Here is a 25,554-nt window from a genome sequence, read left to right as displayed (position 1 = left end):
AGCAGGTTGTTGGCAGGTCGGGCCAGGCAATGTGGCCAGGGCAGCAAGAAGAAGCGTGCGCACGTGGGCTTTCTCTCCATCGGAAGGTGAAGGCGATTTCTACCAAAGCCTGCCAATCGTCGCAACGCCTGCCAGATGACTTCGGCATGTTCGACGGTCAACTCACGGGTGCGCAAGAGCGTTTCCAGCACGGTGACGACTTCGCTCTTGGTCGATGGGCAGCTTTATAAAACCCACACCAGTTCCACCACGCACACCAGGCTGACAAAGCCTGGCGAAAGGGTGGCGAGGGATTCGATCAGGGCGGATGCCTTGGGGGACTGGACAGGATCATCCTGGGTGACATAGCGCACGAGTACGTTGGTATCCAGCCCGATCATCCAGCGTTAGCTCACTGCACCACGCGGTAGCACGGTACATACGCCGCGCCGCCCGGCAACTTCATGCGGTGCTGGGCGACGAATGCCTGAAGCAGTTCGTCCAGCGGCTGCATGATGGCCGGGTCGCCGTGGATCTCGTAAGGACCGTTCTGTTCGATCAGGCGGATACCCTTGTCTTTCACGTTCCCCGCCACGATCCCCGAGAACGCCCGGCGCAGGTTGGCCGCCAGCTCATGGGGCGGCAATGCATGGTTGAGTTGCAGGCCGGCCATGTTTTCGTGGGTGGGGTCGAACGGGCGCTGGAAGCCTTCATCGATCTTCAGCAGCCAGTTGAAGTGGAAGGCGTCGTTGCGCTCGCGGCGGAACTGTTTCACCGCCTTGAGACCTGCGGTCATCTGGCGCGCCACTTCGGCCGGGTCGTCGATGATGATCTGGTAGTGCGCCTGCGCCGCTTCACCGAGGGTGGCGCCGACGAACGCATGCAATTGTTGCAGGTACGGCGCGGCCTGTTTCGGCCCGGTGAGGACGACCGGGAACGGTACGTCGCGGTTGTCCGGGTGCATCAGGATGCCCAGCAGGTACAGGAACTCTTCCGCCGTACCGGCGCCGCCCGGGAAGATGATGATGCCGTGGCCGACCCGCACGAAGGCTTCCAGGCGCTTCTCGATGTCGGGCAGGATCACCAGTTCATTGACGATGGGGTTCGGGGCTTCGGCGGCGATGATGCCCGGCTCGGTCAGGCCCAGGTAGCGCCCGCTGGTAATACGTTGTTTGGCGTGGGAAATGGTCGCGCCCTTCATCGGGCCTTTCATTACGCCAGGGCCGCAACCGGTGCACACATCGAGACTGCGCAGGCCCAGTTCGTGGCCGACCTTCTTGGTGTATTTGTATTCTTCGGTATTGATCGAATGCCCGCCCCAGCACACCACGATCTTCGGCTCGACACCCGGGCGCAACGTACGGGCGTTGCGCAGCAGGTGAAACACATAGTCGGTGATGCCCTGGGAGTTGCTCAGGTCGATGCGCTGGCTGTCCAGTTCGTTCTCGGTGTAGACGATATCGCGCAGGGCGCTGAACAACATCTCACGGGTGCTGGCGATCATTTCGCCGTCGACAAAAGCGTCGGCCGGAGCATTCAGCAGCTCCAGGCGCACGCCACGGTCCTGCTGGTGGATGCGCACTTCAAAGTCTTTGTAGGCGTCGAGGATGGTCTTGGCGTTATCGATATGTGCGCCGGTGTTGAGGATTGCCAGGGCGCACTGGCGGAACAGGGTGTAGATGCTGCCGGTACCGGCTTCGCTCAGTTGCTGGACTTCGCGTTGGGAAAGGGTTTCGAGGCTGCCCTTGGGGCTGACGGAGGCGTTGATGACTTGACGTTGGGGCATTCTGATTCCTTGAAAGCACAGCCACCGCACCCGGTGAGGCGCGATGGCTTGAGAATGGTGGGCGCGGTTGAAGCGCACGAGCCGACTATTTACCTCAGGCACAAGGCCGAGCGCAAATACCGTCCAACACCATCATGCCGCAGAACTTACTGAATCAGCTTCCAGTTTTTGTAGAAAACCCGACGCAGGGTAAAGACCATCCCGGCAAACCCGGCAATCACAGCGTTAAGCACCGTCGGCACTGGAGTGGGCCGCACGATATCGATAAACAGGCAGTAGCGCTTGGCATCGTTCTTGTTGAAGGACGCGTGCATCAGCGTGTCATCAAAGATGAACAACGGGTCGTCATGCCAGTAATGCTTATGCTTGCCCACTTGGATGTACACGCCGTCGTGATGGGGCGCCGGCGCCATGTTGTAAAGCACGCGGAACATCATGCGCAGGGGGCCGAAGTGAAACGAGGTCGAGCGGTTTTCATTGAACACCGACACGCCGATGGTCTTCACGAACGGCAGTTTTTTGCGCAGTTCGGGAATATCCAGCGTGGTTTCAATTGACCGCCCGTACCATTGGAAAAACAACATGCCGCGCTTTTTCTCGGCCATGCGTTCATCCAGGTAACCGATGATTTCATCTTTATGGGCCATGGCGTCGTCGAGGACCTGTTGCAGGTCTTCACGCCAGGCGGGTGGCAGGTCGCTCATCGTGTAAACATGGCGGTTGCGCGAGCTCAACAGGTCGAACAAGGTGTTGAACGGCGCCAGTAGCCAGGTGTTGCGGCCGCTGCCGATAAAATACTTCTTGAACGTAGGGGCGTCATACAAACCGTTACGCAGGAAGTCGTAAATACCGCACACCAGCACCAGGCAGAGGAATACCAGGGTGGTTTCTGGGAACACATCAATGATCAACAGGACGGCGAGTACCCAGGCAACCGATACCATTTTTTTACGCAAGGCCAGCGTGTTCATGCAACTTCGCTCCAGCAGGACGCCATTCGACAGTTCCGGATCCGTGGCCGCGAGTGGTTGGGTTTTGAAACATATTGAAACAACTGCGTCATAATAAGCCGTTCCGCGCCGCAAAGGCGTTTTTTAATAGTGCGAAATTGTGAAAACCCTGCACATTTTTAAGCGCTGCTGGCCGTGTTTGGATTGGATTTTGTAAACAGAAGATTTGCGACTATCGTGACGCTTCGGTTTTTCGGGCGTCATAGACCGGTACGATTGAAGTTGAATGGCCACCACTGGCCTTCGGCACCTTGGAAGAGGCAGAAATTTTATGATCATCAAACCGCGGGTTCGTGGCTTTATCTGTGTGACCGCTCACCCTGTTGGCTGTGAGGCGAACGTCAAGGAACAGATCGACTACGTAACCAAACACGGCGCAATCAAAGGTGGCCCGAAGAAGGTGCTGGTTCTTGGCGCTTCCACCGGCTACGGCCTGGCCGCGCGCATCAGTGCTGCGTTTGGCTGCGGCGCCGACACCCTGGGCGTGTTTTTTGAGAAAGAAGGCGAAGAAGGCAAGCTGAGCACCGCCGGCTGGTACAACAGCGCCGCGTTCGAGAAGTTTGCCGTTGAAAAAGGCCTGTATGCCAAAAGCATCAACGGCGACGCCTTCTCCGACGAGATCAAGCGCCTGACCATCGAGACCATCAAAAAAGATCTGGGCAAGATCGACCTGGTGGTCTATAGCCTGGCCGCGCCACGCCGTACCGACCCGCAAGGCGTGGTGCACACCTCCACCCTCAAGCCGATCGGCAAGGCCGTGACCCTGCGCGGTATCAACACCGACAAGGGCGTTGTGGTCGACACCACCCTGGAGCCGGCCACCCAGGAAGAAATCGACGGCACCGTGAAGGTCATGGGCGGCGAAGACTGGCAGCTGTGGATCGACGCCCTGCGTGACGCCGACGTATTGGCCGAAGGCGCCAAGACCACCGCGTTCACCTACCTCGGCGAGAAGCTGACCCAGGACATCTACTGGAACGGCTCCATCGGCGAAGCCAAGAAAGACCTGGACAAGAAAGTCCTGACCCTGCGTGACAACCTCGCCGCGCTCAAGGGCGATGCCCGCGTGTCGGTACTCAAGGCCGTGGTCACCCAGGCCAGCTCGGCGATCCCGATCATGCCGCTGTACCTGTCGCTGCTGTTCAAGGTGATGAAAGAGCAGGGCACTCATGAAGGCTGCATCGAGCAGGTCTACGGCCTGTTCAAGGACAGCCTGTACGGCAGCCAGCCGAAACTCGACGCCGACGGCCGCCTGCGTGCCGACCTGGCCGAGCTGGAGCCGAAAGTCCAGGACGCCGTGGCAGCGCTGTGGAACCAGGTCACCGACGAGAACGTCAACGAGATCAGCGATTTTGCCGGCTACAAGGCAGAGTTCATGCGGTTGTTCGGCTTTGAAGTCAAGGGTGTGGACTACGATGCTGATGTGAACCCGACCGTCAAAATCAACGGTCTGGTCCAAGCCTAAACGCGGTTGAACATGTGAGAGGGGGCTTGCTCCCGATAGCGAGGGGTCAGCTAGCGATAAGCTGTCTGGCCCGACGCAATCGGGAGCAAGCCCCCTCCCACGTTTGGTTGTGTACGTTTCAGAAAATTCTTACGCTTCGGCGCGCAGTTCCCGCTTTTCAGATCTGCCAGACTCCTTCGGCTATCAAGCCGCGCCAACGGAGGATCTGATGACGATTCGTGCAGTAGTTTTTGATTTCGGCGGTGTTCTGTTCGACTGGAGCCCGCACCATCTGTACCGCAAGCTGATTGCCGACGACCACGAACGGCAATGGTTTCTCGACACCATTTGTACCCAGGCCTGGAACACCGAGCAGGACGCCGGGCGCACGCTCGCCGACGCAACGCGCACCCTCATCGACCAATACCCGTGCCATGAAACCTTGATCCAGGCTTATTACGAGCGTTGGCACGAGATGCTGCGCGGCCCGTTGCCGGAAGGGGTGGCGATTCTCAATGCGCTGCATGCTGCCCATATGCCCCTGTTCGGGCTCACCAACTGGTCTGCCGAAACCTTTCCCTATGCGCGGGCCCATTACCCATTCCTGCAGTGTTTTCGCAACATTGTGGTGTCCGGCGAATTGAAACTCATCAAGCCCGATCCGGCGATCTACCACGCCAGCCTGGCTCAGGTGCGTGCCTGCCTGCCGGATATCCGCCCCGCAGAAGTGGTGTTTATCGATGACGTGGCCGGCAATATCGACGCCGCCGTCGCGTTGGGTTGGCAGGGCATTCACCATGTGTCGGCCGAGCATACCGCCGCACGATTGCGTGAGCTGGGCGTGAGCTTTTAGCGCGCCCACTTTTCCATGACGAAATCGACAAACGCCCGCAGTTTCGGCAGGCGGTAACGGTCCTGGCCGTAGAGCAAATGCATGGGCCGGCTGGGCAGTTGATAGTCGGTCAGCAAGGCCACGAGCTTGCCGCTCTGCAGGTCGGGCTGCACCAGGGCATCGGGCAGCATGACGATGCCCATGCCTTGCACCGCCACTTGGCGCAGGGCCTGGGAGCTGTTGATGGTCAATGAGCCGGACACCGGAATCTCCACTTCGCCTTGCTCCCCGGTCATGCGCCATAGCTTGTCGGCATTGCGCCAATCGTCGGTGGAGGGGTAGGCGAACGCCAGGCAGTCGTGCTGTTGCAGGTCTTCAGGGCGAGCAGGCGTGCCGCGCTGCGCCAGGTAGTCCGGGGACGCGCAGAGGGTGATGGTGTAATCCTGCAGGGGCCGGGCGATCAGGCTTGAAGGTTCCAGTTCACCCAGGCGGATCGCTACGTCGAAGCCGCTGTCGACCAGGTCCATGCGTTCATTGCTGAGTACGACATAGAGCTTGAGCAGCGGGTAGCGCTGGGAGAACTCGCTCAAGGCCGGCGCCAGGCGCTCGGTGCCGAACGCCGGAGGGGCGGTGATGCGCAAGGTGCCTTTGGGCACGTCACTGTGCGCTTGTTCCGCCAATTGCTCGGAGTCGGCCACCAGCCCCAGTACTTCAAGGCAGCGCTGGTAATACTGGCCGCCGAATTCCGTGAGGCTTTGTTTGCGCGTGGTGCGCTTGAGCAGGCTGACACCCAGGCGTTGCTCCAAGGCGCGCAAGTGATTGCCGACCATCGTGGTCGACATCCCGCAGGCATGGGCGGCGGCGGTCATGCTGCCGGCCTCGACCACTTTTACGTACACCGACATCGCCTGGAACAGATCCATTATCAATCCCTGATTTAAAGTCATTGCAGAAAGGCGCAGTTTATCCAGTTGGGGTGGTTAACGATACTTCAGCTACCCCTACGATGCACTGGAGCTTGCCACCATGACCGCCACCTGCCTGATGACGACCTACCAACCCTTGGCCTTGAGCTTTACTCGCGGCCTGGGCACGCGCCTGTGGGATCAGCAGGGGCGCGAATACCTGGATGCGGTGGCAGGCGTGGCGGTGACCAATGTCGGGCACTCTCACCCGAAACTGGTGACGGCCATCAGCGAACAGGCCGGCTTGTTATTGCACACATCCAACCTCTACAGCATCGACTGGCAGCAACGCCTGGCCCGGCGCCTCACTCAGCTGTCGGGCCTGGACCGCGCCTTCTTCAACAACTCCGGCGCCGAAGCCAACGAGGCCGCACTGAAGCTGGCGCGGTTGCATGGCTGGAAAAAAGGCATCGAAGAGCCGCTGGTGGTGGTGATGGAAAACGCCTTCCATGGCCGCACCCTCGGCACCATGGCGGCCAGCGATGGGCCGTCGGTACGCCTTGGGTTTCAACGTTTGCCCGGCGATTTTCTCAAGGTCCGGTTCGGTGATCTGGCGGCCATTGAAGCGATCACCCAAACGTTTGGCTCGCGGATCGCGGCGGTCTTGCTGGAGCCGATCCAGGGCGAAAGCGGCGTCATGCCGGCGCCCGCGGGTTACCTGCGCGCCCTGCGCGATCACTGCACCCGGCATGGCTGGCTGATGATGCTCGATGAAATCCAGACCGGTATCGGCCGTACCGGTACCTGGTTTGCATTCCAGCACGAAGGTATCGTGCCGGACGTGATGACCCTGGCCAAAGGCCTGGGCAACGGGGTACCCATCGGCGCCTGCCTGGCTCGCACGGCGGTGGCCCAGTTGTTCACGCCGGGCAGTCACGGCAGCACGTTCGGTGGCAACCCGCTGGCCTGCCGAGTAGGCTGCACCGTGCTCGACATTATCGAAGAGCAAGGCCTGTTGCAGAACGCGGCGCAACAGGGGGAACGCTTGCTGGCGCGGTTGCGGGTGGAATTGGATGAACATCCGCAGGTACTGGCGATTCGGGGGCGGGGCCTGATGATCGGCATCGAACTGGCCAGCCCCAGTCGCGACCTGACGCAGCGCGCCGCCCACGAGCATGGGCTGTTGATCAATGTGACGCGGGGCAAAGTCATTCGCCTGTTGCCGCCCCTGACCCTGGAGGCCAAGGAGGTCGAGATGATCGTACGGGCCATCACCCGGCTATTGGATTGAAGTGCGCTGAAACTGCGGGCTTATAGGTCATGCCCATTCAGCCATTCCTGATTCATCGTCTCGGTGTCTCCCAGATACGCCAGCAACCACGCCATGGCCGGGGACAGCTTGTCCTGTGCCCAGGCCACGCACGACGGGCTGGCGGGGAAGGGCCGGGTCAGTTGCAGCGCCACCAGTTCGCCGCGTTCGATCCACGGCAATACCTGATGCGCCGGTGCCATGCCGACGCACAGGCCATCGCGCAGGCAATCGATGGCCGACGCCCAGTTCGGTACGACCAGGCGACGTTGGTTATCCAGGGTCCAGGTGTCGCGCTTGGGCAGGTTGCGCGACGTGTCGGTCATGCACAGCGAGGCGAACGGGCGCAGTTGGTCATCGCTGAGCAACCCTTCAATGTTGGCCAAGGGATGCGTTGCACTGACGACACACAGCCAGTTCAACAACCCCATGTCGCGAAAGCTAAAGCGGCTGGCCACCGGCACTGCGCTGGTGGCGCCGATCACAATGTCGGTACGCTCGTCGGCCAAGGCATCCCACACGCCGTTGTACACCTCGTACTCCAGCAGCAACTCCACCTCGGGGAACCGCCGATAGAAATCCAGCACCAACTGCCGGCAGCGCTGAGGTTTGACGATAGAGTCCACCGCCACCTTCAACTGGCCACTCCAGCCGTTGGCCACCTGCTGGCACAAACGCCGGGTGCCGAGCATTTTTTTCATCACGCCACGGGCTTCGTCGATAAACAGGCGGCCGGCGGGGGTCAGTTCGACGTCGCGATGGCGCCGCACAAACAATGGCACTGCCAGCCACTCCTCAATCTGACGTACCGTATAGCTGATGGCCGACGGCACGCGATGCAATTCCTGGGCGGCGGCGCTGAAACTGCCATGGCGCGCTACCGCGTCGACTACCTCCAGGGAGTATTCAGACCACATACGGGCTGCCTTCAAATTTTTTGATGATAGTGTCCAATTATTATCGCTTCACACAAAATATGTCAGCTTCATAATGGCTGCCAGTCAGCAAATGGTTTGATGGCAGATTCAACAAGGTTTCGATGAAAAATTCTTTTGGGTTCACTTGGTACCTGGCGGGGCTGAGCATGCTTGGTTATCTCGCCATGGACATGTACTTGCCGGCGTTCGGCGCCATGGGCGAGCAATTGCAGATCGGCGCTGGCGCGGTGGGCGCCAGCTTGAGCATCTTCCTCGCCGGCTTTGCGTTGGGGCAGTTGTTGTGGGGGCCGTTGTCCGACCGACTGGGGCGCAAGCCGATTCTGCTGGTGGGGTTGAGTCTGTTCGTACTGGGCTGCGCGGGTATGTTCTGGGTCGAGACGGCGCCGCAGCTCCTGGCCTTGCGCTTTCTGCAGGCGATTGGTGTGTGCTCGGCTGCCGTGAGCTGGCAAGCGTTGGTGATTGATCGTTACCCGGCCGACAAGGCGCACCGGGTGTTCGCCAGCATCATGCCGTTGATGTCACTGTCGCCCGCCCTGGCGCCGCTGTTGGGCGCGATGGTGCTGAATCACTTGGGGTGGCAGGCGATTTTCGGGGTGTTGCTGGGGGTGTCGCTGCTGTTGCTGCTGCCGACGGTGTGCCTGCGCCGTACGCCAAAAAATGTGACGCATACGCCGTCGCGCCTCGGTTATGCGCAGTTGTTCAGGTCTCGGGTGTTCAGCGGCAACGTGATGATCTTCGCCGCCTGCTCCGCCAGTTTCTTCGCCTGGCTGACGGCTTCGCCGTTCATCCTTGGCGACATGGGCTACAGCCCCAATGACATCGGCCTGAGCTATGTGCCGCCAACCCTGGCGTTTCTGGTAGGCGGCTACAGTTGTCGCAGTGCCTTGCAGCGTTTCCAGGGCAAGACATTACTGCCCTGGCTGCTGGTGGCTTACTGCATCAGCATGGTGGCGTTGTACATGGTCGCCACCTGGACTGTGCCGACCCTCACCACCTTACTGATTCCGTTCTGCCTGATGGCGCTGGTCAACGGCGCCAGTTACCCGATCGTGGTAGCGAATGCGCTGATGCCCTTTTCGGAAAATTCCGGCAAGGCCGCAGCACTGCAAAACACCTTGCAGTTGGGGCTGTGCTTCCTCAGCAGCCTGCTGGTGTCATCGATGATCGAACAACCGTTGTTGATCACGGTGATGGTGATGCTGGCGACTGCGCCGTTGGCGGTGTTGGGCTATTGGCTGGCGCGGCCGAAGGCGGACCCCGCCGAACTGGCCAATGCCTGAACTGAGAATGCGTAAAAATGTGGGAGGGGGTTGCTCCCTCCCACATGTGGATTGAGTGAATGAAGTGCATCGCTAGAACGTCACTTCCATGTTCAGCGTCGGCGTGGAGGTGCGGCTCCCCCGGCCACCGTCCACACCGAACTTGTTGTGCCAGTATTCATAACCTACCCCAAGGTACAGGTTCGGCTTCACGCTTTTGCCTGGCCGCACCGCCACCATCAGCGCCGTGCGCATCAGCGCTTCCGGCGCCGTGTCACGGCCATGATAGTCCTCGCCTTTTTCCCCGACGTAATTGATAAACCCCTGGAATTTAGCCGCGTGGTTGGCGATCTCGAACGGGCGCATCCAGGTCAGGTTGAGCAGGTAGGTGTCATCAAACGTGTGGTTCGATTCTTGCGCGCCGGAGATGCCGGTGTGGTTCTTTTCCTTGTAGTACATCAGGCTCAAATCCAGCACACCGACGCTGTTGAATTTCAGCGTGGGGCCAAACACCAGCGCGCGTTTTCTGGCCGAGGCGAAGTTGTTGTTGCGGTTGGCATCAAAACCCAGGGTCAACGCGTAATCCTTGATCAGCCCGGTGCCCGGCGGCATGTCGAAGACGCGTGAGGCATACAGCTGGTGCCGATACACCGCGTACACCTCGCTGCCGCCATGGTCGGTGCCCTTGCGCGGGTCGCGGCTGTCGGACAGGAACACATCCAGGTTGAGGAAATTGCTGCCGTAGCGGTAGCCGCTGGCGTGGGTGAAGCTGTAGATGCGCTTGCTGAAGTCGTCGGGGTTATTGGGATTGGTGAAATGCTGGCCGTAGCGAAAGCCGACGCTGTTGTTCATCCATTCCATGGCAACGGCCTCGCCGCCGCCGAGGAGGGTCAGTGCAACGGTGGCGCCCTGTAATGCCTTTTTCATTGTTCTAGGTCCTTTGGCGTTCTGGCTCATCGCGGCCGAGTGGTTTTTGTAACGCCGATGGAGGGTATCTTGTTCGGTTGATTGTATACAACTCTATGGACATCTAGTCCTCACATTGCATACAGTGGCCGCACAACAAAAACAGAGAACCCCTCACCATGACTATCCCGAAGGCGTCACCGCAGCGGCCGGAAGATGAGAATCTTGGCGTCGCCGCCAACATGGCTTACGGCCTGCAGCATGTGCTCACCATGTACGGCGGCATCGTCGCGGTACCCCTGATCGTTGGCCAGGCGGCTGGGTTATCCCCAGCGGATATTGGCTTGTTGATCGCCGCGTCGTTGTTTGCCGGTGGCCTGGCCACCCTGTTGCAAACCCTTGGCCTGCCGTTCTTTGGGTGTCAGTTGCCGCTGGTGCAGGGCGTGTCGTTTGCCGGTGTGGCCACCATGGTCGCGATTGTCGGCAGCGACGGTGCTGGCGGGGTGCCTGCGATTCTCGGGGCGGTGATGGCTGCGTCGTTCATCGGGCTGCTGATCACGCCGGTGTTCTCCAGGATCACCAAGTTCTTCCCACCCTTGGTCACGGGTATCGTGATCACCACCATCGGCCTGACCCTGATGCCCGTTGCGGCGCGCTGGGCCATGGGCGGCAACAGCCGCGCGGCGGATTTCGGCAGCATGCCCAATATCGGCCTGGCCGCCTTGACGCTGGTGTTGGTGCTGCTGCTAAGCAAGATCGGCAGCGCGACCATCTCACGCTTGTCCATCCTGTTGGCGATGGTGATCGGCACCCTGATTGCGGTGTTGCTCGGCATGGCAGACTTCTCCGGTGTGACCCAGGGGCCGATGTTCGGTTTTCCCACACCCTTCCATTTCGGCATGCCGACCTTCCACCTCGCCGCGATCATTTCCATGTGCATCGTGGTGATGGTGACTCTGGTGGAAACTTCTGCCGACATCCTGGCCGTGGGCGAAATCATCGACACCAAGGTCGACTCCAAACGCCTGGGTAACGGCCTTCGCGCCGATATGCTGTCGAGTATGTTTGCGCCGATCTTCGGTTCGTTCACCCAGAGCGCGTTCGCCCAGAACGTCGGCCTGGTGGCGGTGACCGGGGTGAAGAGTCGCTTTGTGGTCGCCACCGGTGGTCTGTTTCTGGTCATCCTCGGCCTGCTGCCGTTCATGGGCCGGGTGATCGCGGCAGTGCCGACGTCGGTGCTGGGCGGCGCCGGGATTGTGCTGTTCGGCACCGTGGCGGCCAGCGGTATTCGCACCTTGTCCAAGGTGGATTACCGCAACAACATGAATTTGATTATCGTCGCCACGTCCATTGGTTTCGGCATGATTCCTATCGCCGCGCCAAGTTTCTATGATCAGTTCCCCAGCTGGTTCGCGACCATTTTCCATTCGGGCATCAGTTCGTCGGCGATCATGGCGATAGCGTTGAACCTGGCGTTCAACCATTTCACGGCGGGCAACTCGGACCAGCAGTCGGTGTTTGTGGCGGGGACCGAGCGCAGCTTGTGCTTCCACGATGTGGCGGCGCTGCGTGATGGGGACTATTTCAGGGGCGGCAAGTTGTTCGATGCCGAGGGCAAGGAGATTCCGTTGATGGAGCAAGCCTCAAGGCACGCATCGAAACCTGAGACCTCCGAGGTCTGAATGTGTGGGAGGGGCACGCCCCTCCCACACATTGAACTCAGCCGGCCTTGCGCTCTGCGTGCGGCACCGGACACGCCTCATCCAGAAACTTCACCACTGTGCCCATGCACGCCTGGCGTTCTTCCACATGGGGCATGTGGCTGGAGTCTTCAAACAGCGCCCAGCGCACATCCGCAATTTCATCCAGGAACGGCTTGACCACCAGCGGTGTAGCCTCGTCATGCCGACCGGAAATCACCAGGGTTGGTACCTTGATCGCCGACAGGCGGCCAATGGATTTCCAATCCTTCAAACTGCCGATCACATGGAACTCGGTCGGGCCGCTCATCGCGTGGTACACCGTGGGGTCCGAGTCGACCTGGGCGAAAGTGCGCGCCACCTCTTCCGGCCACGGATTGACGCGGCACACATGCTGGTCATAGAACACTCGCGAGGCGGCGAGGTATTCCGGGTCCTGGTAGGTGCCGGCGGCTTCATGCTTGAGCAGGGTTTCATGCACGCCTTCTGGCAACAATTTGCGCAGGCGGTTGGCTTCGCTGACCCAGGTGCGCATACAGGTCGGTGAGTTGGCCGGGATAAACGCGCGCAGCCCCTTAGGTTGCAGAATCGCGTGTTCACTGCCGAGCATGCCGCCCCAGGACTGGCCGAGGATCGCGTAGTTGTCGCTGATTTGCAGATGATCCAGCAAGTTGTCCAGTTCTTTGAGGAACAGGTCGACGGTCCAGAAAGACGCGGCTTCATCGGGTAGGTGCGTGGAGCGGCCATTGCCCAGTTGGTCGTAGTGGATCACGGCGTGGCCGCTGGCGGCGACATCCTTGAAGGCGTCGACGTAATCATGGGTGCAACCGGGGCCGCCGTGGATGATGACCAACGGCGTGCGGCCGCTGGCCAGGTCGCCGGTGACGCGGTACCAGGTCTGGTAGGCGCCGAACGTTGCATACCCTTCGTGGATCTTTTCGATGAACTCCATTTCGTACCCTGCTCTGAAGAAAACGATCAGGGGCACGATAATCCGCCGGCAACATTTAAGTAACTAGCAAAACAGCTAGGTTTTGCCGAGGAGTCAGTCGTCGAGCAGGCGGTAATGGGTGGCGCGAACCACAGCCTGTACGCGGTTTTTGGCGCCCAGTTTGTGCATCGCCGAGGCCAGGTGCAGGGTGACCACGGCCAGTGACCGGCTCAACTGCGTGGCGATTTCAGCGGCGGTGAGGCCTTCGGCCGCCCATTTCAGGCATTCGCGTTCTCGTTTGGTCAGGTGGATATGTGGGTAGGTGCGCAGTTCCTTGCTGAATAACGGGTAGGCCGCTTCCTGCAAGGCGTGGGAAATCAGGCTGAAATCCGACAACGTGTGCTGCGCCTCTTGCAGCACGGTCTGGGCCTTGCCGGTGCGCAGGCCGGTCAACGAGGCAAAACCGCCGCGGGGCAGGTGGATGGGCACACTCACGCCGCAGGTCAGTTGCTGGTCGTGCAGGTAGGTTGAAACTGGCGCGTGGCAGGGGTCGATGATCTTCTGCAGCGGGGTATCGGCCTTGGCTTCGTAGGACCACACAAACGGTGACACCGTGCTCAGGGCCAGATGCTGCACCGGGTCTATCTGGTAAAAACCTTCGCTGCACCACAAGGTGTGCCAGCCTGGCGGTGTATTGCGCAGTTCCAGCACCGAGGGGGTGATCAATGCACCATCCTGATCGATCGGCACCGGGGTGTAGTCATACACCAAGGCATCGAAACCCAACTGCTGGGCGAGGATAAAAGCGTTGTCCATCTGCTCGTCCAGGCTCCTGCCCGGCATCAGACGATTATTGACGGCAGTTAGCTTGGCCAGCATCCGTTCTGCTCCCGAATTCATTTGAATCTCGACTTCCTGCAAGTAGAATGCCACGCCCCGGCGAAGGACAGCCAGGCCAAACCTATAAGAAATACTAGGTTATGGACGCACGGCATCCTCGGTAGTGTTGGCGTGGTAAACGGCCACTACCCACCAGGCCGATAACACAAGGAATGTATGCATGTGGCGTGAAATTGCCCCCGACCAGCGGTACACCGTGCAAGTCGACGGCCACAACCTCGCGGTCTACAGCTTTGGCGAAGGCGATGAGGTGCTCTTGTGCCTCAACGGCGGGCCGGGCTTGCCGTGTGACTACTTGCGCGACGCCCATGGCTGGCTCAAGGACCATAACCTACGAGTGGTTGCATTCGATCAGCTTGGCACGGGCGCATCAGCCAGACCGACCGATGTTTCCCTGTGGGAAATCCGCCGTTATGTCGAAGAAGTCGAAACCGTGCGCCAGGCCCTCGGTCTGGGCCGCGTGCATTTGCTTGGGCATTCATGGGGTGGCTGGTTGGGCATCGAATACGCCATTTATTACCCCGCCGCACTCAAAAGCCTGATCCTCGAGAACACCGTCGGCGACATTCCGCACCTGTCCCAGGAGCTCGAACGCCTGCGCGGCGCGCTGGGCAGCGAAACCGTGGCCATGATGCAACGCCACGAAGCCATGGGTACCCTCGACCACCCGCAGTACCAGGCCGCAATCACCTTGCTCAACTACCGCCACGTGTGCCGCCTGGATGAGTGGCCCGAGCCGGTCAAACGCTCCCTCGGCGACTGGAACATGGGGCCGTACGAAACCATGCAGGGCCCCAACGAGTTTCTCTACGTCGGCAACCTCAAGGACTGGAACCGCCTCAAGGAGATGGCCGATTTCACCATGCCCATACTGATCACCACCGGCCAGCACGACGAACTCACCCCCGCCTGCGCCATGCGCATGAAAATGGCCGCCAGACACGCCCAATTGCACGTCTTTCCCAACAGCAGCCATATGCCGTTTTATGAAGAACCCCAGGCGTATTTCCCGGTGCTGCTCGACTTTCTCGCTCGTCATCGAGGCTGACCGATGAACCTGGCGCGCTACCGTTTTGTGCTGTCCCGGCCGCTGCAATTGCTGCCGGTGCTGTTTGGCATCAGCCTGATCACCTTTGTGCTGGTGCGCTCGATCCCCGGCGATCCGGCGCGCGCCTTGCTCGGTTCACGCAGCACGCCGGATGCCTTGCTGAAAATCCGCGCCCAGTACGGCCTTGATCAGCCGTTGTGGCTGCAATATTTCTACTTCCTGAAGAACCTGCTCAAGGGCGACCTCGGGCAATCGCTGCTGTACAAGGTCGACGCCTTGAAACTGATCGTCACCCGCATCGAACCGACCTTGGTGCTGGTGCTCGGCAGTGTCCTGCTGGCACTGCTGATTGCGCTGCCATTGGCGACGTTGGCCGCGCGCAACCAAGGCCGCTGGGCGGATAACCTGATCCGCGTGTTCACCACCGTTGGCCTGGGTATGCCGGCCTTTTGGCTGGGCTTGATGCTGATTTTGCTGCTCAGTGTCCAATGGGGGCTGTTCCCTGTGTCGGGCTACGGGCGCACCTGGCTGGACAAGGCGCACCACATGGTGTTGCCGTGCCTGACTATCGCGCTGGCGCTGTCGGCGGTGCTGGTACGCAACCTGCGGGCGGGCATGTTGATGGAGTTGCAGGCCGATCACGTCACTGCGGCCAGGGCGCGCGGGTTGTCGGAGGCAGCGGTGTTTCGCCGGCATGTGTTGCCCAACTCCCTGGTGCCGGCGGTCAACCTGCTGGCGGTGAATATCGGCTGGCTGATCAGCGGCACGGTGGTGATTGAAAGCCTGTTTGCCATTCCCGGTATTGGCCAGCTATTGGTCCGCGGCATCTTTACCCGCGATTACATGGTGGTGCAGGGCGTGGCCATGGTGCTGGCCTGCGCGACGGTGGTGGTCAACTTCCTCGCGGACGTGGCGACCGTGGCCCTCGACCCGCGGGTGAATATGCGATGAGCAGCCGCCCACTGATTGCCCCTTGGCGCTTGCGTCTGCGTTTTGGTTTTCGCAATGGTCGGCTGACGGCGGCGTGGGGGCTGTCGATCCTGCTGGCGTGGTTTGGCCTCGCGCTGTTTGCGCCGTGGATCGCGCCGTATGACCCGATTGCGCAGAACACCGATATCAGTTTGCTCGGCCCTCACCTGGCCCATCCATTCGGCACCGATAACTACGGCCGAGACATTCTGTCGCGGGTGATCTGGGGCGCGCGCATCGACCTGCAACTGGCGATTATCGGGGTGATCTTCCCGTTCATGATCGGCACCTTTATCGGCGCGGTGTCGGGCTATATCGGCGGGCGTTTCGACAGCCTCTGCATGCGTGTGATCGATGTGGTCCTGGCGTTCCCGTTCCTGGTGCTGATGCTGGCGATCATGGCCATCCTCGGCCCGGGCTTGAAGAGTTTCTATATCGCCATGGCGCTGGTGGGATGGGTCTCGTATGCACGGCTGATCCGTTCGCAGATCCTGGTGCTCAAGGAAAGCGACTTCGCCCTGGCCGCCAAGAGCCTGGGTTTTGGCCATGGGCGCATCCTGTTCCGGCACTTGCTGCCCAATGCCCTGTTTGGCTCGATTGTGTTTTCCATGTCGGATGCGGTGTTGGTGCTGCTGAATGGCGCGGCCGTGAGTTATCTGGGCCTCGGCGTGCAGCCGCCCACCGCCGAGTGGGGCACCATGGTCGCCGAAGGGCAGGCGTTTATTACCACTGCGTGGTGGATCTGCACTTTTCCGGGGCTGGCCATCGTGACCCTGGCCATGGGCTTCAGCCTGCTGGCCGATGGCGTGGCGCAAGTGTTGGGGGAGCGCTCATGAGCCTGTTACAGGTGCGCGACCTGAGTGTGATCGCCAACAATGCCGGGCGCGATGTGACCCTGGTCGACCGCGTGTCGTTTGACCTGGCCGAAGGCGAAATCCTTGGTTTGGTGGGCGAGAGCGGCTCGGGCAAGACCATGGCCTGTCGTGGCCTGATGCGCCTGCTGCCGTCGCCCGGTTTGCGGGTACAAGGCGCGGCGGTGCGCCTGGCCGGCCAGGACCTTCTGCAATTGGACGAGGCCGGCATGCGCGCGGTGCGTGGCGGGCAACTGGGCATGATTTTCCAGAACCCCAGCAGCCACCTGGACCCGCTGATGCGCATCGGCGAACAAATCGCCGAAGGTATTCGCCTGCATCAAGGCGCGTCGAAAAAAGACGCACGCCTGGCGGCCATCGACGTGCTGCGCCAAGTGGGCATTCCCGACCCCCAGGCGCGGGTCGACAACTACCCTCACGAGTTTTCCGGCGGCATGCGCCAACGCGCAATGATCGCAGTGGCCCTGGGCTGCAAGCCGAAGGTATTGATCGCCGACGAGCCGACCACGGCGCTTGATGTGACCGTGCAGGCGCAAATCCTGCGGTTGTTGCTGGCGCTGCGTGACCGGCACGGGTTGTCGATCATCATGATCACCCACGACCTCGGCGTGGTGGCGCAAACCTGTGATTCCATCGCGGTGATGTACGCCGGGCGCCTGTGCGAGCACGGCAACAAGTACGACGTACTGGCGCATCCGCAACATCCCTACACCGCTGGCCTGATCGACTGCCAGCCGGCCCACAGCAGCGGCCACGCCCTGTTGCGCACCATCGCCGGCCAACCGCCCTTGCTCGATGCATTACCCGCCGGCTGCCGCTTCAACCCGCGCTGCCCGCAGGTCGGCGCCTTGTGTACCGAACGCTTGCCTGAAGGCGTGCGGGTGGCTTGTCACTATCCGTTGGGAGCGCGCCCATGAGCCTGTTGCAGATCAAGGACCTGGAGGTACGTTTTGCCGCGTCCGGCACTGGCCTGTTGGGCCTGAACAAACAGTGGGTGAGGGCGGTGAACGGGGTTTCGCTGAACCTCGCCGCAGGCCAAACCCTCGGCTTGGTGGGCGAGTCCGGCAGCGGCAAAAGCACCCTCGGCCGCGCGATTTTGCACCTCAACCCGATCAGCGCCGGGCAGGTGCTGTTCGACGGGGTCGACATGGCCCATGGCAGCGCGATCGACATCACGCGCCTGCGCCAGGAAACGGCAATGATCTTCCAGGACCCCTACGCCGCGCTGAACCCGCGCCATACCATTGGCGAAACCATCGCCGAAGTTTTGCGCGTGCAGCGCAAAGTGACCGCAGAGCACATTCCCGCCCGCGTCAATGAACTGCTGGAGTTGGTGGGGCTGCGCCCTGAGTTGGCCGGCCGCAAACCCGGCTCCCTCAGCGGCGGGCAATGCCAGCGCGTCGGTATCGCCCGGGCCCTGGCGGTAGAACCCCGCCTGATCATCGCCGATGAGTGCGTGGCGGCGCTGGATGTGTCGATCCAGGGCCAGATCATCAACCTGCTGTTGGAACTGCAACAGCGTATGAACCTGGCGATCCTGTTCATCGCCCATGACCTGGCCATTGTGCGGCGCCTGTGCGACCGCGTGGCGGTGATGTACCTGGGCAAGATCGTCGAGGAAGGCCCGGTGGAGGCGGTGTTCACCACACCGCGTCATCCGTACACGGCGGCGTTGATCCAGGCGATTCCGCAGATCGATCCGCATCGGCCATTGCCTGCCGAGCCCTTGCCGGGCGAGCCGCCCAGCCCACTGAACTTACCCACCGGTTGTGCCTTTCACCCGCGTTGCGGCTATGCGCGCGCCATGTGTTCCGTGGTGTTGCCGCCGACCCATTTTCTGCACGAGCATCGGTACAGTTGCGTGCTTGAAGAGCCATTGACCCTTTCTGCCGTCCATAAACAAGGAGTTATGACATGCAATCGCGCCACTTGAAGTTGCTCGCCGCCGCCACGCTGACCGCTTGGTCCCTCACTGCCGGCCTGGCCCAGGCCGCTGGCGTTTTGACCATCGGCTGCCGTGAAGACAGCACCACGTTTGACCCGATCAAAAGCGCGCAGAACCGCGATACCTGGGTGTTCGCCAACGTCTACGACACCCTGGTCCGCGTGGATAACCTGGGCACCAAGATGGTGCCGGGCCTGGCGCAAAGCTGGGAGATTTCCAAGGACGGCCTGACCTACACCTTCAAACTGCGCGACGCGAAGTTCTCCGACGGCACCTCGATCACTGCTGATGACGCGGCATTCAGCCTGTTGCGCATCCGCGATAACAAAGCCTCGCTGTGGGCAGACCCTTTCAACCTGATCGATACGGCCAAGGCCGCAGACGCGAAAACCCTGGTGGTGACCCTCAAGACCCCGGCGGTCGCCTTTCTCTCGCAATTGGCGTCGCCGACCGTGTCGATCCTGTCGGAAAAAGCCATGACCAAAATGGGCGAAGACGCCTACTCGGAAAACCCGGTGACCTCCGGGGCGTTTACCGTGGATGAGTGGCGCAAGGGCGATCGGGTAATCCTCAAGAAAAACCCGAACTTCTGGCAGGCCACGAACGTCAGCCTCGACGGCGTGGAATGGGTCTCGGTGACCGATGACAACACGCGCATGCGCATGGTGCAGAACAACGAACTCGACACGGCGATCTTCGTACCGTTCTCGCGGGTTGACGAATTGAAGAAAGACAAGAACGTGGTGATCCATGCCGACCCGTCCACCCGTGAAGATCACCTGCTGATCAACCACGCCCACGGCCTGCTGGCCAAACCCGAAGTGCGTCAGGCGCTGGACATGGCCATCGACAAACAATCGCTGGTCAAGACCGCCACTTATGGTCAAGGCACCGTGGCCTATTCCTACATTCCCAAAGGCTCGCTGTACCACTACGCCAACAACCTGCAACGCCCATACGACCCGGCCGAGGCCAAGAAATTGCTGGCCGCTGCCGGCGCCGAGGGTTTGAAGCTGAACTACGTGGTCAACGCCGGCAACGAAGCCGACGAGCAGATTGCGGTGATCATCAAGGATCAGCTGGCCAAGGTCGGCGTCACCGCCAACCTGCAAAAGGTCGACCCAACCCAAAGCTGGCAGATGCTGGTGGACGGTGAATACGATATTTCGGTGATGTACTGGACCAACGACATCCTCGACCCGGACCAGAAAACCACCTTCGTGCTGGGCCACGACACCAACCAGAACTACATGACCCGCTACAAGAACGACAAGGTCAAGGACCTGGTCGCGGCAGCGCGCATCGAGGCCGACCCGGTCAAGCGCGAGCAGATGTATGTGGAGTTGCAGAAACTGGCCAAACAGGATGTGAACTGGATCGATCTGTACTACAGCCCGTACATCAATATCTCACGCAAGAATGTGAGTCACTTCCTGCAGAACCCGCTCGGCCGTTTCACGCTTGAAGAAGTGGTAAAAAACTAGGAAGCACCGCTGTAAAAAAATGTGAGAGGGGGCTTGCTCCCGATAGCAGGGTGTCAGTCACCGCATCTGTGACTGGCTCACCGCTATCGAGAGCAAGCCCCCTCCCACCTGTTGTTCCGGTGGTGTCAGGGTTTACTGCGCATCAAACGCCTGCCCATTGATGCCGCTACTGTCCGGCCCCATCAGGTAAAGGTATACCGGCATGATCTCTTGCGGTGCCGGCCTTTCCATCGGGTTTTCTCCCGGATACGCCTGGGCCCGCATGCTGGTGCGCGTACCGCCTGGGTTGATGCTGTTGGCGCGCACCGCCGCCACGTCCTCAAGCTCGTCGGCCAGGGTTTGCATCAAGCCTTCAGTGGCGAACTTCGATACGCCGTAAGCCCCCCAATACGCCCGACCCTTACGCCCGACGCTGCTGGAAGTGAATACCACCGACGCATCCTGTGACAGCTTGAGTAGCGGCAGCAGGGTGCTGGTGAGCATGAACATCGCGTTGACGTTGATGTGCATCACACGCATGAAGTTCTCGCCGGACAGCTGCTCGATGGGCGTGCGTGGGCCGATGATCGAGGCGTTGTGCAGCAGGCCGTCGAGGTGGCCGAACGCCTTTTCGATCATCGCCGCCAACTCATCGTATTGATGGGGCAGGGCGGTCTCCAGGTTGAACGGAATCACCACTGGTTGCGGGTGGCCGGCTGCTTCGATCTCGTCATACACCTGGGCCAGGTTGGCTTCGGTCTTGCCCAGCAACAGCACGGTGGCGCCATGGGCGGCATAGGTTTTCGCCGCCGCCGCGCCAATCCCGCGACCGGCGCCGGTCACCAGGATGACCCGGCCTTTGAGCAGTTCTGGGGGGGCAGAATAATCAAACATAAATAGCCTCGAATTTGAAAACACTGAAGATCCCCTGTGGGAGGAGGCAAGCCCCTTCCCACATTTTTTAATCTTCATCGGTCATTAGCGTGTGGGCGCTATCAGCAACTGCACAGCGCGTTGTCCAGCACCTTGCGCAGTTCCAGCGGGTGGTCCACCACCACATCCGCGCCCCAATGACGCGGATTGTCGTCCGGGTGGATATAGCCGTAGGTGACCGCCGCCGTGCGGGTGCCGGCGTCACGGCCGGATTCGATATCGCGCAGGTCATCGCCCACGAACAGCACGCTGGCCGGGTCGAGGCCGAGCATTTTGCACGCGAGAATCATCGGCTCCGGGTCCGGCTTGCTGTTTTTAACGTGGTCCGGACAGATCAGCACGGCCGAACGCTCGGCCAGGCCCAATTGCTGCATGATCGGTTCGGCGAAGCGCACGGGTTTGTTGGTGACCACGCCCCAGATCAGGTGGGCCTTTTCGATGTCTTCCAGCAGCTCGGCCATGCCGTCGAACAAGCGGCTGTGAACCGCGCAGCCCTTCAGGTAGCGCTCCAGAAATTCCAGGCGCAGTTCCTCGAAACCTGGCGACTCCGGGTCCATCGAGAAGGTCACGGCGACCATCGCACGGGCGCCACCGGAAATTTCATCGCGGATGTGTTCGGGGTTGATCGGCGCCAGGCCACGGTCGGCGCGCATGGCCTGGCAGATGGCGATAAAGTCCGGCGCGGTGTCCAGCAGCGTACCGTCCATGTCGAAGAGAACCGCTCGCAACTTCACTGGCTTACTCCTCGCGCAGGGTCTGGATCATGTAGTTGACGTCGACGTCGCTGGCCAGCTTGTAGTGCTTGGTCAGCGGGTTGTAGGTCAGGCCGATGATGTCCTTGACGGTCAGGCCGGCCTGGCGGCTCCAGGCGCCGAGTTCGGACGGGCGGATAAATTTCTTGAAGTCATGGGTGCCGCGCGGCAGCAGCTTCATGATGTATTCGGCGCCGATGATCGCGAACAGGTAGGCCTTGGGGTTGCGGTTGATGGTGGAGAAGAACACCTGGCCGCCGGGCTTGACCATACGGAAGCAGGCGCGGATCACCGAAGACGGGTCCGGTACATGTTCGAGCATCTCGAGGCACGTCACCACGTCGAACTGCTCGGGCATTTCCTCGGCCAGGGCTTCGGCGGTGATCTGGCGATATTCCACGCTCACGCCGGATTCCAGTTGGTGCAGTTGGGCCACGGCCAGAGGCGCTTCGCCCATGTCGATGCCCATCACCGTGGCACCGCGCTGGGCCATGGCTTCGCTCAGGATGCCGCCGCCGCACCCGACATCCAGGACCTTCTTGCCGGCCAGGTTGACGCGCTCGTCGATCCAGTTGACCCGCAGTGGGTTGATGTCGTGCAGGGGCTTGAATTCGCTTTCACGGTCCCACCAGCGGTGAGCCAGGGCTTCGAATTTGGCGATTTCGGCGTGGTCGACGTTGCTCATGGTGGTTCCTCTGAAGCTGATAATCGGTTTGTCGGCGTTGAACGCGGGTTCAACGCCGACGTTATTCGCGGTGGCCGCTGATGCGTTGGCCCCAGGCAATGGCCGTGGCGGTCAACTGTTGTTCATCCATGCGGGTCAGTTGCCGGTCGTCGAGCAACTGCTTGCCGGCGACCCAAAGGTGTTTCACGCAATCGCGTCCGGTGGCGTAGATAAGCTGTGAGACCGGATCGTAGATCGGTTGTTGCGCCAGCCCCGACAGGTCGAACGCGACAATGTCCGCGGCCTTGCCGATTTCCAGCGAGCCAATCTGGCTTTCCAGGCCCATGGCGCGGGCACCGTTGAGCGTTGCCATGCGCAGGGCGCGGTGGGCGTCCAGGGCGGTGGCCGACCCGGCGACGGCCTTGGCCAGCATCGCCGCGGTGCGGGTTTCGCCCAGCAGGTCCAGGTCATTATTGCTGGCGGCGCCGTCGGTGCCGATGGCCACATTGACCCCAGCCTGCCACAGACGCTCCACCGGGCAGAAGCCGCTGGCCAGTTTGAGGTTCGATTCCGGGCAATGGATGACGCTGGTGTTGCTTTCTACCAGTAAAGCCAGGTCGTCTTCGCTGATTTGGGTCATGTGAACGGCCTGGAAACGTGGGCCCAACAGGCCGAGGCGGCTCAGGCGCGCCAGTGGCCGCTCGCCGGTGCTCTCGATCGCTTGCTGCACTTCAACGGCGGTTTCATGCACATGCATGTGGATTGCGGCGTCGAGTTCTTCGGCGATGACCCGGATCTTTTCCAGGTTGTCGTCGCACACGGTGTAGGGCGCGTGTGGGCCGAAGGTAATCTTGATGCGGGGATGATGCTTGAGGTCGCTGAACAGCTCGATGCCCTGGCGAATCGCCTCATCGGCACTGCTGGCGCCGGGAATCGGGAAATCGAGGATCGGAATGGCAATTTGCGCGCGCATGCCGCTGTTGTGCACGCAGTCACTGGCGACCTTGGGGTAGAAGTACATGTCGCTGAAGCAGGTGATGCCGCCCTTGAGTTGCTCGGCAATGGCCAGATCGGTGCCGTCACGCACGAAGGCTTCATCGACCCATTTGGCTTCGGCGGGCCAGATGTGTTTTTCCAGCCAGGTCATCAGTGGCAGGTCGTCGGCCAGCCCGCGAAACAGGCTCATTGCCGCATGCCCGTGAGCGTTGATCAGGCCGGGGCTGAGCAGCATGCCCGGTAGCTCGCGCACCTCGGTGGCCGCCAGTTTCAGCGCCGCCGCGCGTGGCCCGATGAATGCAATGCGCCCATCTCGAATGCCCAGGCCATGCTCCTTGAGCACCACGCCGGCGGGTTCGACCGGTACCAGCCAGGTTGGCAGCAACAGCAAGTCGAGCGGGGCGGCAGTGGCGGTCATCGCAGGCTTCTTCCTGGGCAGCTATATAAAGAAGGGCGAAGTATACCCGAGCGTCCTGGCTGGCGGATCGCTATAATCGGCGGCTTTTGTTCATGAGTGCGGAGTAAGGGATGCGCGATCGACTGTTGGCTGCGGAGAAAGTGAAGGCCATCGATTGGCGCGACGGCACGCTGTACCTGCTCGATCAGCGCGCCTTGCCGTCCCGGGAAAGCTGGGTGGCCTGCTCCACGGCTGACGAAGTGGCTGCAGCCATTCGTTCGATGGTCGTGCGTGGTGCGCCGGCCATTGGGATCAGCGCGGCTTATGGCCTGGTGCTTGCCGCCCGTGAACGCATCGCAGAGGGCGGTGACTGGCAGGCTGCGTGGGAAGAAGACTACGCACTCCTGGCCGATAGCCGTCCGACGGCATCCAACCTGTTCTGGGCCCTCAAGCGCATGCGCGACCGCCTGGACCGCATCACAAAACACGCCGACCCGCTGGCGCTGCTCGAAGCCGAAGCGATTGCGATCCACCAAACCGACCGCGAAGCCAACCTGACCATGGCTCAACTTGGCGTTGAGCTGATCCGCAAGCACCAGGGCAATGCCCAGGCGATCCTCACTCACGGCAATGCCGGCGCCTTGGCCTGCGGTGGCGTGGGCACGGCTCTGGGGGTGATCCGCGCCGCGTTCCTGGAAGGCATGGTCGAGCAGGTTTACGCCAACGAAACCCGGCCGTGGTTGCAAGGTTCACGGCTGACCGCCTGGGAGCTGGTGGGAGAGGGTATCCCAGTCATGATCAATGCCGACTCGGCCGGTGCGCATATTCTCAAGTCCAAGGGCGTGACCTGGGTGATCGTCGGCGCGGATTGCATCGCGGCCAATGGCGACGTCATCAGCAAGATCGGCACGTATCAACTGGCCGTGTGTGCGATGCACCACGGTGTGCGCTTTATGGTGGTGGCCGCGAGTTCGACCCTCGACTTGATGATGGCGACCGGCGATGACGTTGCCCTTGAAGAGCGTGATGCGGGCGAGCTGCTGGAAGTGGCCGGCCAGCGTTTCGCTGCCGATGTGAGCGCCTACAACCCGGTGTTTGACGTGACCCCCGCCGACCTCATTGACGTGATCGTGACCGAAAAAGGCATCGTTGAACGGCCCGACACTGCCAAGCTGGCCCAACTGATGTGCCGTAAACGCCTGCATTGAGGGCCGTGGTGTCTGTGAAATGACTATCGGGAGCAAGCTCCCTCCCACATTTTGACTGTGTTCACCCTTCAAGTGTGGGAGGGGCTTGCCCCCGATTGGCCCTTAAAGTCAATAAAACTCCCGGATCCACCCTCAAAAAACAGCACCACCCCACCTCTGAGCCTCTCTCGTCCCCCTCAAGCCTGTCATCCGTCAACTTACTATGCTCCATGCGCATCAGGGGGATAGGTGCGTGGCGGCGATTGTGATAACATCCGGCGGTTTCCAGGGCTGCCCCAAGGGGTGGCCTATAACGCGCAGATCCGTGTCATAACTCGTTGATTTGTCGTAAGTCGTTGCCAGGCACTCTGTCGGCAGCGGCGAGCTTCGTTCGTCCCATATGGATGTGACGAGGTTTCACCCGAAAAA

Annotated in this window: 23 protein-coding genes and 1 pseudogene; 12 read left to right on the top strand and 12 right to left on the bottom strand. The window is 61.0% G+C overall.

The features are described from left to right. Positions 1–116: 116 nt before the first annotated feature. From AB4N98_RS05030 to AB4N98_RS05020, 3 genes and pseudogenes are all read right to left on the bottom strand, one after another. A pseudogene (locus AB4N98_RS05030) lies at positions 117–380 on the bottom strand (PIN domain-containing protein); the annotation flags it as partial. A gap of 11 nt (positions 381–391) precedes the next feature. Next, positions 392–1,765 (bottom strand): nucleotide 5'-monophosphate nucleosidase PpnN, encoded by a 1,374-nt coding sequence (ppnN, locus tag AB4N98_RS05025; RefSeq protein WP_017526621.1) that lies wholly within the window; start codon positions 1,763–1,765, stop codon positions 392–394. 146 nt (positions 1,766–1,911) lie between these two features. Next, positions 1,912–2,736, bottom strand: a complete 825-nt coding sequence (locus tag AB4N98_RS05020; protein ID WP_017526620.1) for an aspartyl/asparaginyl beta-hydroxylase domain-containing protein — start codon at positions 2,734–2,736, stop codon at positions 1,912–1,914. Between the two features lie 310 nt (positions 2,737–3,046). Here AB4N98_RS05020 and fabV point away from each other — a divergent pair, with 310 nt between their 5' ends. After that, positions 3,047–4,240, top strand: coding sequence for an enoyl-ACP reductase FabV (gene fabV / locus AB4N98_RS05015; RefSeq protein WP_460061017.1), 1,194 nt, complete (start codon positions 3,047–3,049; stop codon positions 4,238–4,240). 208 nt (positions 4,241–4,448) lie between these two features. Continuing rightward, positions 4,449–5,072: an HAD family hydrolase gene (locus AB4N98_RS05010; protein ID WP_017526618.1), complete on the top strand. Its 624-nt coding sequence runs from the start codon at positions 4,449–4,451 to the stop codon at positions 5,070–5,072. Here AB4N98_RS05010 and AB4N98_RS05005 read toward each other — a convergent pair. Beyond that, positions 5,069–5,974, bottom strand: coding sequence for a LysR family transcriptional regulator (locus AB4N98_RS05005; RefSeq protein ID WP_017526617.1), 906 nt, complete (start codon positions 5,972–5,974; stop codon positions 5,069–5,071). The genes AB4N98_RS05010 and AB4N98_RS05005 overlap by 4 nt on opposite strands. A 103-nt stretch (positions 5,975–6,077) precedes the next feature. Between AB4N98_RS05005 and AB4N98_RS05000 the strand changes: the two genes are divergently transcribed. Then, positions 6,078–7,247, top strand: coding sequence for an aspartate aminotransferase family protein (locus tag AB4N98_RS05000; protein ID WP_065877023.1), 1,170 nt, complete (start codon positions 6,078–6,080; stop codon positions 7,245–7,247). Between the two features lie 20 nt (positions 7,248–7,267). Here the strand turns inward: AB4N98_RS05000 and punR are convergent, their stop codons facing one another. Then, a complete protein-coding gene (gene punR, locus AB4N98_RS04995; protein WP_017526615.1) occupies positions 7,268–8,182 on the bottom strand; it encodes a DNA-binding transcriptional activator PunR in 915 nt (304 codons plus the stop codon). 122 nt (positions 8,183–8,304) lie between these two features. Here punR and punC point away from each other — a divergent pair, with 122 nt between their 5' ends. After that, positions 8,305–9,483, top strand: coding sequence for a purine nucleoside transporter PunC (gene punC, locus AB4N98_RS04990; RefSeq protein ID WP_017526614.1), 1,179 nt, complete (start codon positions 8,305–8,307; stop codon positions 9,481–9,483). Between the two features lie 72 nt (positions 9,484–9,555). Here the strand turns inward: punC and AB4N98_RS04985 are convergent, their stop codons facing one another. Then, positions 9,556–10,389 carry a nucleoside-binding protein gene (locus tag AB4N98_RS04985; RefSeq protein WP_068931590.1) on the bottom strand — a complete coding sequence of 278 codons (834 nt, stop codon included), beginning with the start codon at positions 10,387–10,389 and terminating at the stop codon, positions 9,556–9,558. 158 nt (positions 10,390–10,547) lie between these two features. On the opposite strand from AB4N98_RS04985, the gene AB4N98_RS04980 reads away from it, so the two are divergent. Next, positions 10,548–12,050, top strand: coding sequence for a nucleobase:cation symporter-2 family protein (locus AB4N98_RS04980; RefSeq protein WP_017526612.1), 1,503 nt, complete (start codon positions 10,548–10,550; stop codon positions 12,048–12,050). Between the two features lie 37 nt (positions 12,051–12,087). Here the strand turns inward: AB4N98_RS04980 and AB4N98_RS04975 are convergent, their stop codons facing one another. After that, a complete protein-coding gene (locus AB4N98_RS04975; protein ID WP_017526611.1) occupies positions 12,088–13,020 on the bottom strand; it encodes a proline iminopeptidase-family hydrolase in 933 nt (310 codons plus the stop codon). A 93-nt stretch (positions 13,021–13,113) separates the two neighbouring features. Further along, complete coding sequence (locus AB4N98_RS04970) at positions 13,114–13,878, bottom strand: LuxR family transcriptional regulator (RefSeq protein WP_017526610.1); 765 nt, start codon at positions 13,876–13,878, stop codon at positions 13,114–13,116. Between the two features lie 181 nt (positions 13,879–14,059). Here AB4N98_RS04970 and AB4N98_RS04965 point away from each other — a divergent pair, with 181 nt between their 5' ends. The 6 genes from AB4N98_RS04965 to AB4N98_RS04940 are packed head-to-tail and all read left to right on the top strand — an operon-like array spanning position 14,060 to position 20,217. After that, the gene (locus AB4N98_RS04965; RefSeq protein ID WP_017526609.1) at positions 14,060–14,947 is read left to right on the top strand and encodes a proline iminopeptidase-family hydrolase; all 888 of its coding nucleotides are present in this window, start codon (positions 14,060–14,062) and stop codon (positions 14,945–14,947) included. Between the two features lie 3 nt (positions 14,948–14,950). Further along, positions 14,951–15,898 carry an ABC transporter permease gene (locus AB4N98_RS04960; RefSeq protein ID WP_217856004.1) on the top strand — a complete coding sequence of 316 codons (948 nt, stop codon included), beginning with the start codon at positions 14,951–14,953 and terminating at the stop codon, positions 15,896–15,898. Continuing rightward, a complete protein-coding gene (locus AB4N98_RS04955; RefSeq protein ID WP_017526607.1) occupies positions 15,895–16,752 on the top strand; it encodes an ABC transporter permease in 858 nt (285 codons plus the stop codon). Before AB4N98_RS04960 ends, AB4N98_RS04955 begins: the two co-directional genes overlap by 4 nt. Then, positions 16,749–17,705 (top strand): ABC transporter ATP-binding protein, encoded by a 957-nt coding sequence (locus AB4N98_RS04950; protein ID WP_026067158.1) that lies wholly within the window; start codon positions 16,749–16,751, stop codon positions 17,703–17,705. Before AB4N98_RS04955 ends, AB4N98_RS04950 begins: the two co-directional genes overlap by 4 nt. Beyond that, positions 17,702–18,721 (top strand): ABC transporter ATP-binding protein, encoded by a 1,020-nt coding sequence (locus tag AB4N98_RS04945; protein ID WP_065877019.1) that lies wholly within the window; start codon positions 17,702–17,704, stop codon positions 18,719–18,721. The genes AB4N98_RS04950 and AB4N98_RS04945 overlap by 4 nt, the downstream gene beginning before the upstream one ends. After that, the gene (locus tag AB4N98_RS04940; protein ID WP_065877018.1) at positions 18,703–20,217 is read left to right on the top strand and encodes an ABC transporter substrate-binding protein; all 1,515 of its coding nucleotides are present in this window, start codon (positions 18,703–18,705) and stop codon (positions 20,215–20,217) included. Before AB4N98_RS04945 ends, AB4N98_RS04940 begins: the two co-directional genes overlap by 19 nt. 132 nt (positions 20,218–20,349) lie before the next feature. On the opposite strand, the gene AB4N98_RS04935 is transcribed toward AB4N98_RS04940, so the two are convergent. From AB4N98_RS04935 to AB4N98_RS04920, 4 genes are all read right to left on the bottom strand, one after another. After that, positions 20,350–21,090, bottom strand: coding sequence for a YciK family oxidoreductase (locus tag AB4N98_RS04935; RefSeq protein WP_135196695.1), 741 nt, complete (start codon positions 21,088–21,090; stop codon positions 20,350–20,352). Positions 21,091–21,191: 101 nt separating this feature from the next. After that, positions 21,192–21,863, bottom strand: coding sequence for an N-acetylmuramic acid 6-phosphate phosphatase MupP (gene mupP / locus AB4N98_RS04930; protein ID WP_137219856.1), 672 nt, complete (start codon positions 21,861–21,863; stop codon positions 21,192–21,194). Positions 21,864–21,867: 4 nt separating this feature from the next. Then, positions 21,868–22,566, bottom strand: coding sequence for a bifunctional 2-polyprenyl-6-hydroxyphenol methylase/3-demethylubiquinol 3-O-methyltransferase UbiG (gene ubiG, locus AB4N98_RS04925; protein WP_003172645.1), 699 nt, complete (start codon positions 22,564–22,566; stop codon positions 21,868–21,870). 61 nt (positions 22,567–22,627) lie between these two features. Beyond that, positions 22,628–23,959, bottom strand: a complete 1,332-nt coding sequence (locus AB4N98_RS04920; protein ID WP_116079485.1) for a TRZ/ATZ family hydrolase — start codon at positions 23,957–23,959, stop codon at positions 22,628–22,630. 110 nt (positions 23,960–24,069) lie between these two features. Here AB4N98_RS04920 and mtnA point away from each other — a divergent pair, with 110 nt between their 5' ends. Then, the gene (gene mtnA, locus AB4N98_RS04915) at positions 24,070–25,146 is read left to right on the top strand and encodes an S-methyl-5-thioribose-1-phosphate isomerase (protein WP_017526602.1); all 1,077 of its coding nucleotides are present in this window, start codon (positions 24,070–24,072) and stop codon (positions 25,144–25,146) included. Positions 25,147–25,554 lie beyond the last annotated feature (408 nt).

The sequence above is a fragment of the Pseudomonas sp. S3_E10 genome (assembly GCF_054667615.1).
The sequence above is the reverse complement of the archived record's forward strand: the minus strand, read 5'-3'. Positions and strand labels throughout refer to the sequence as shown.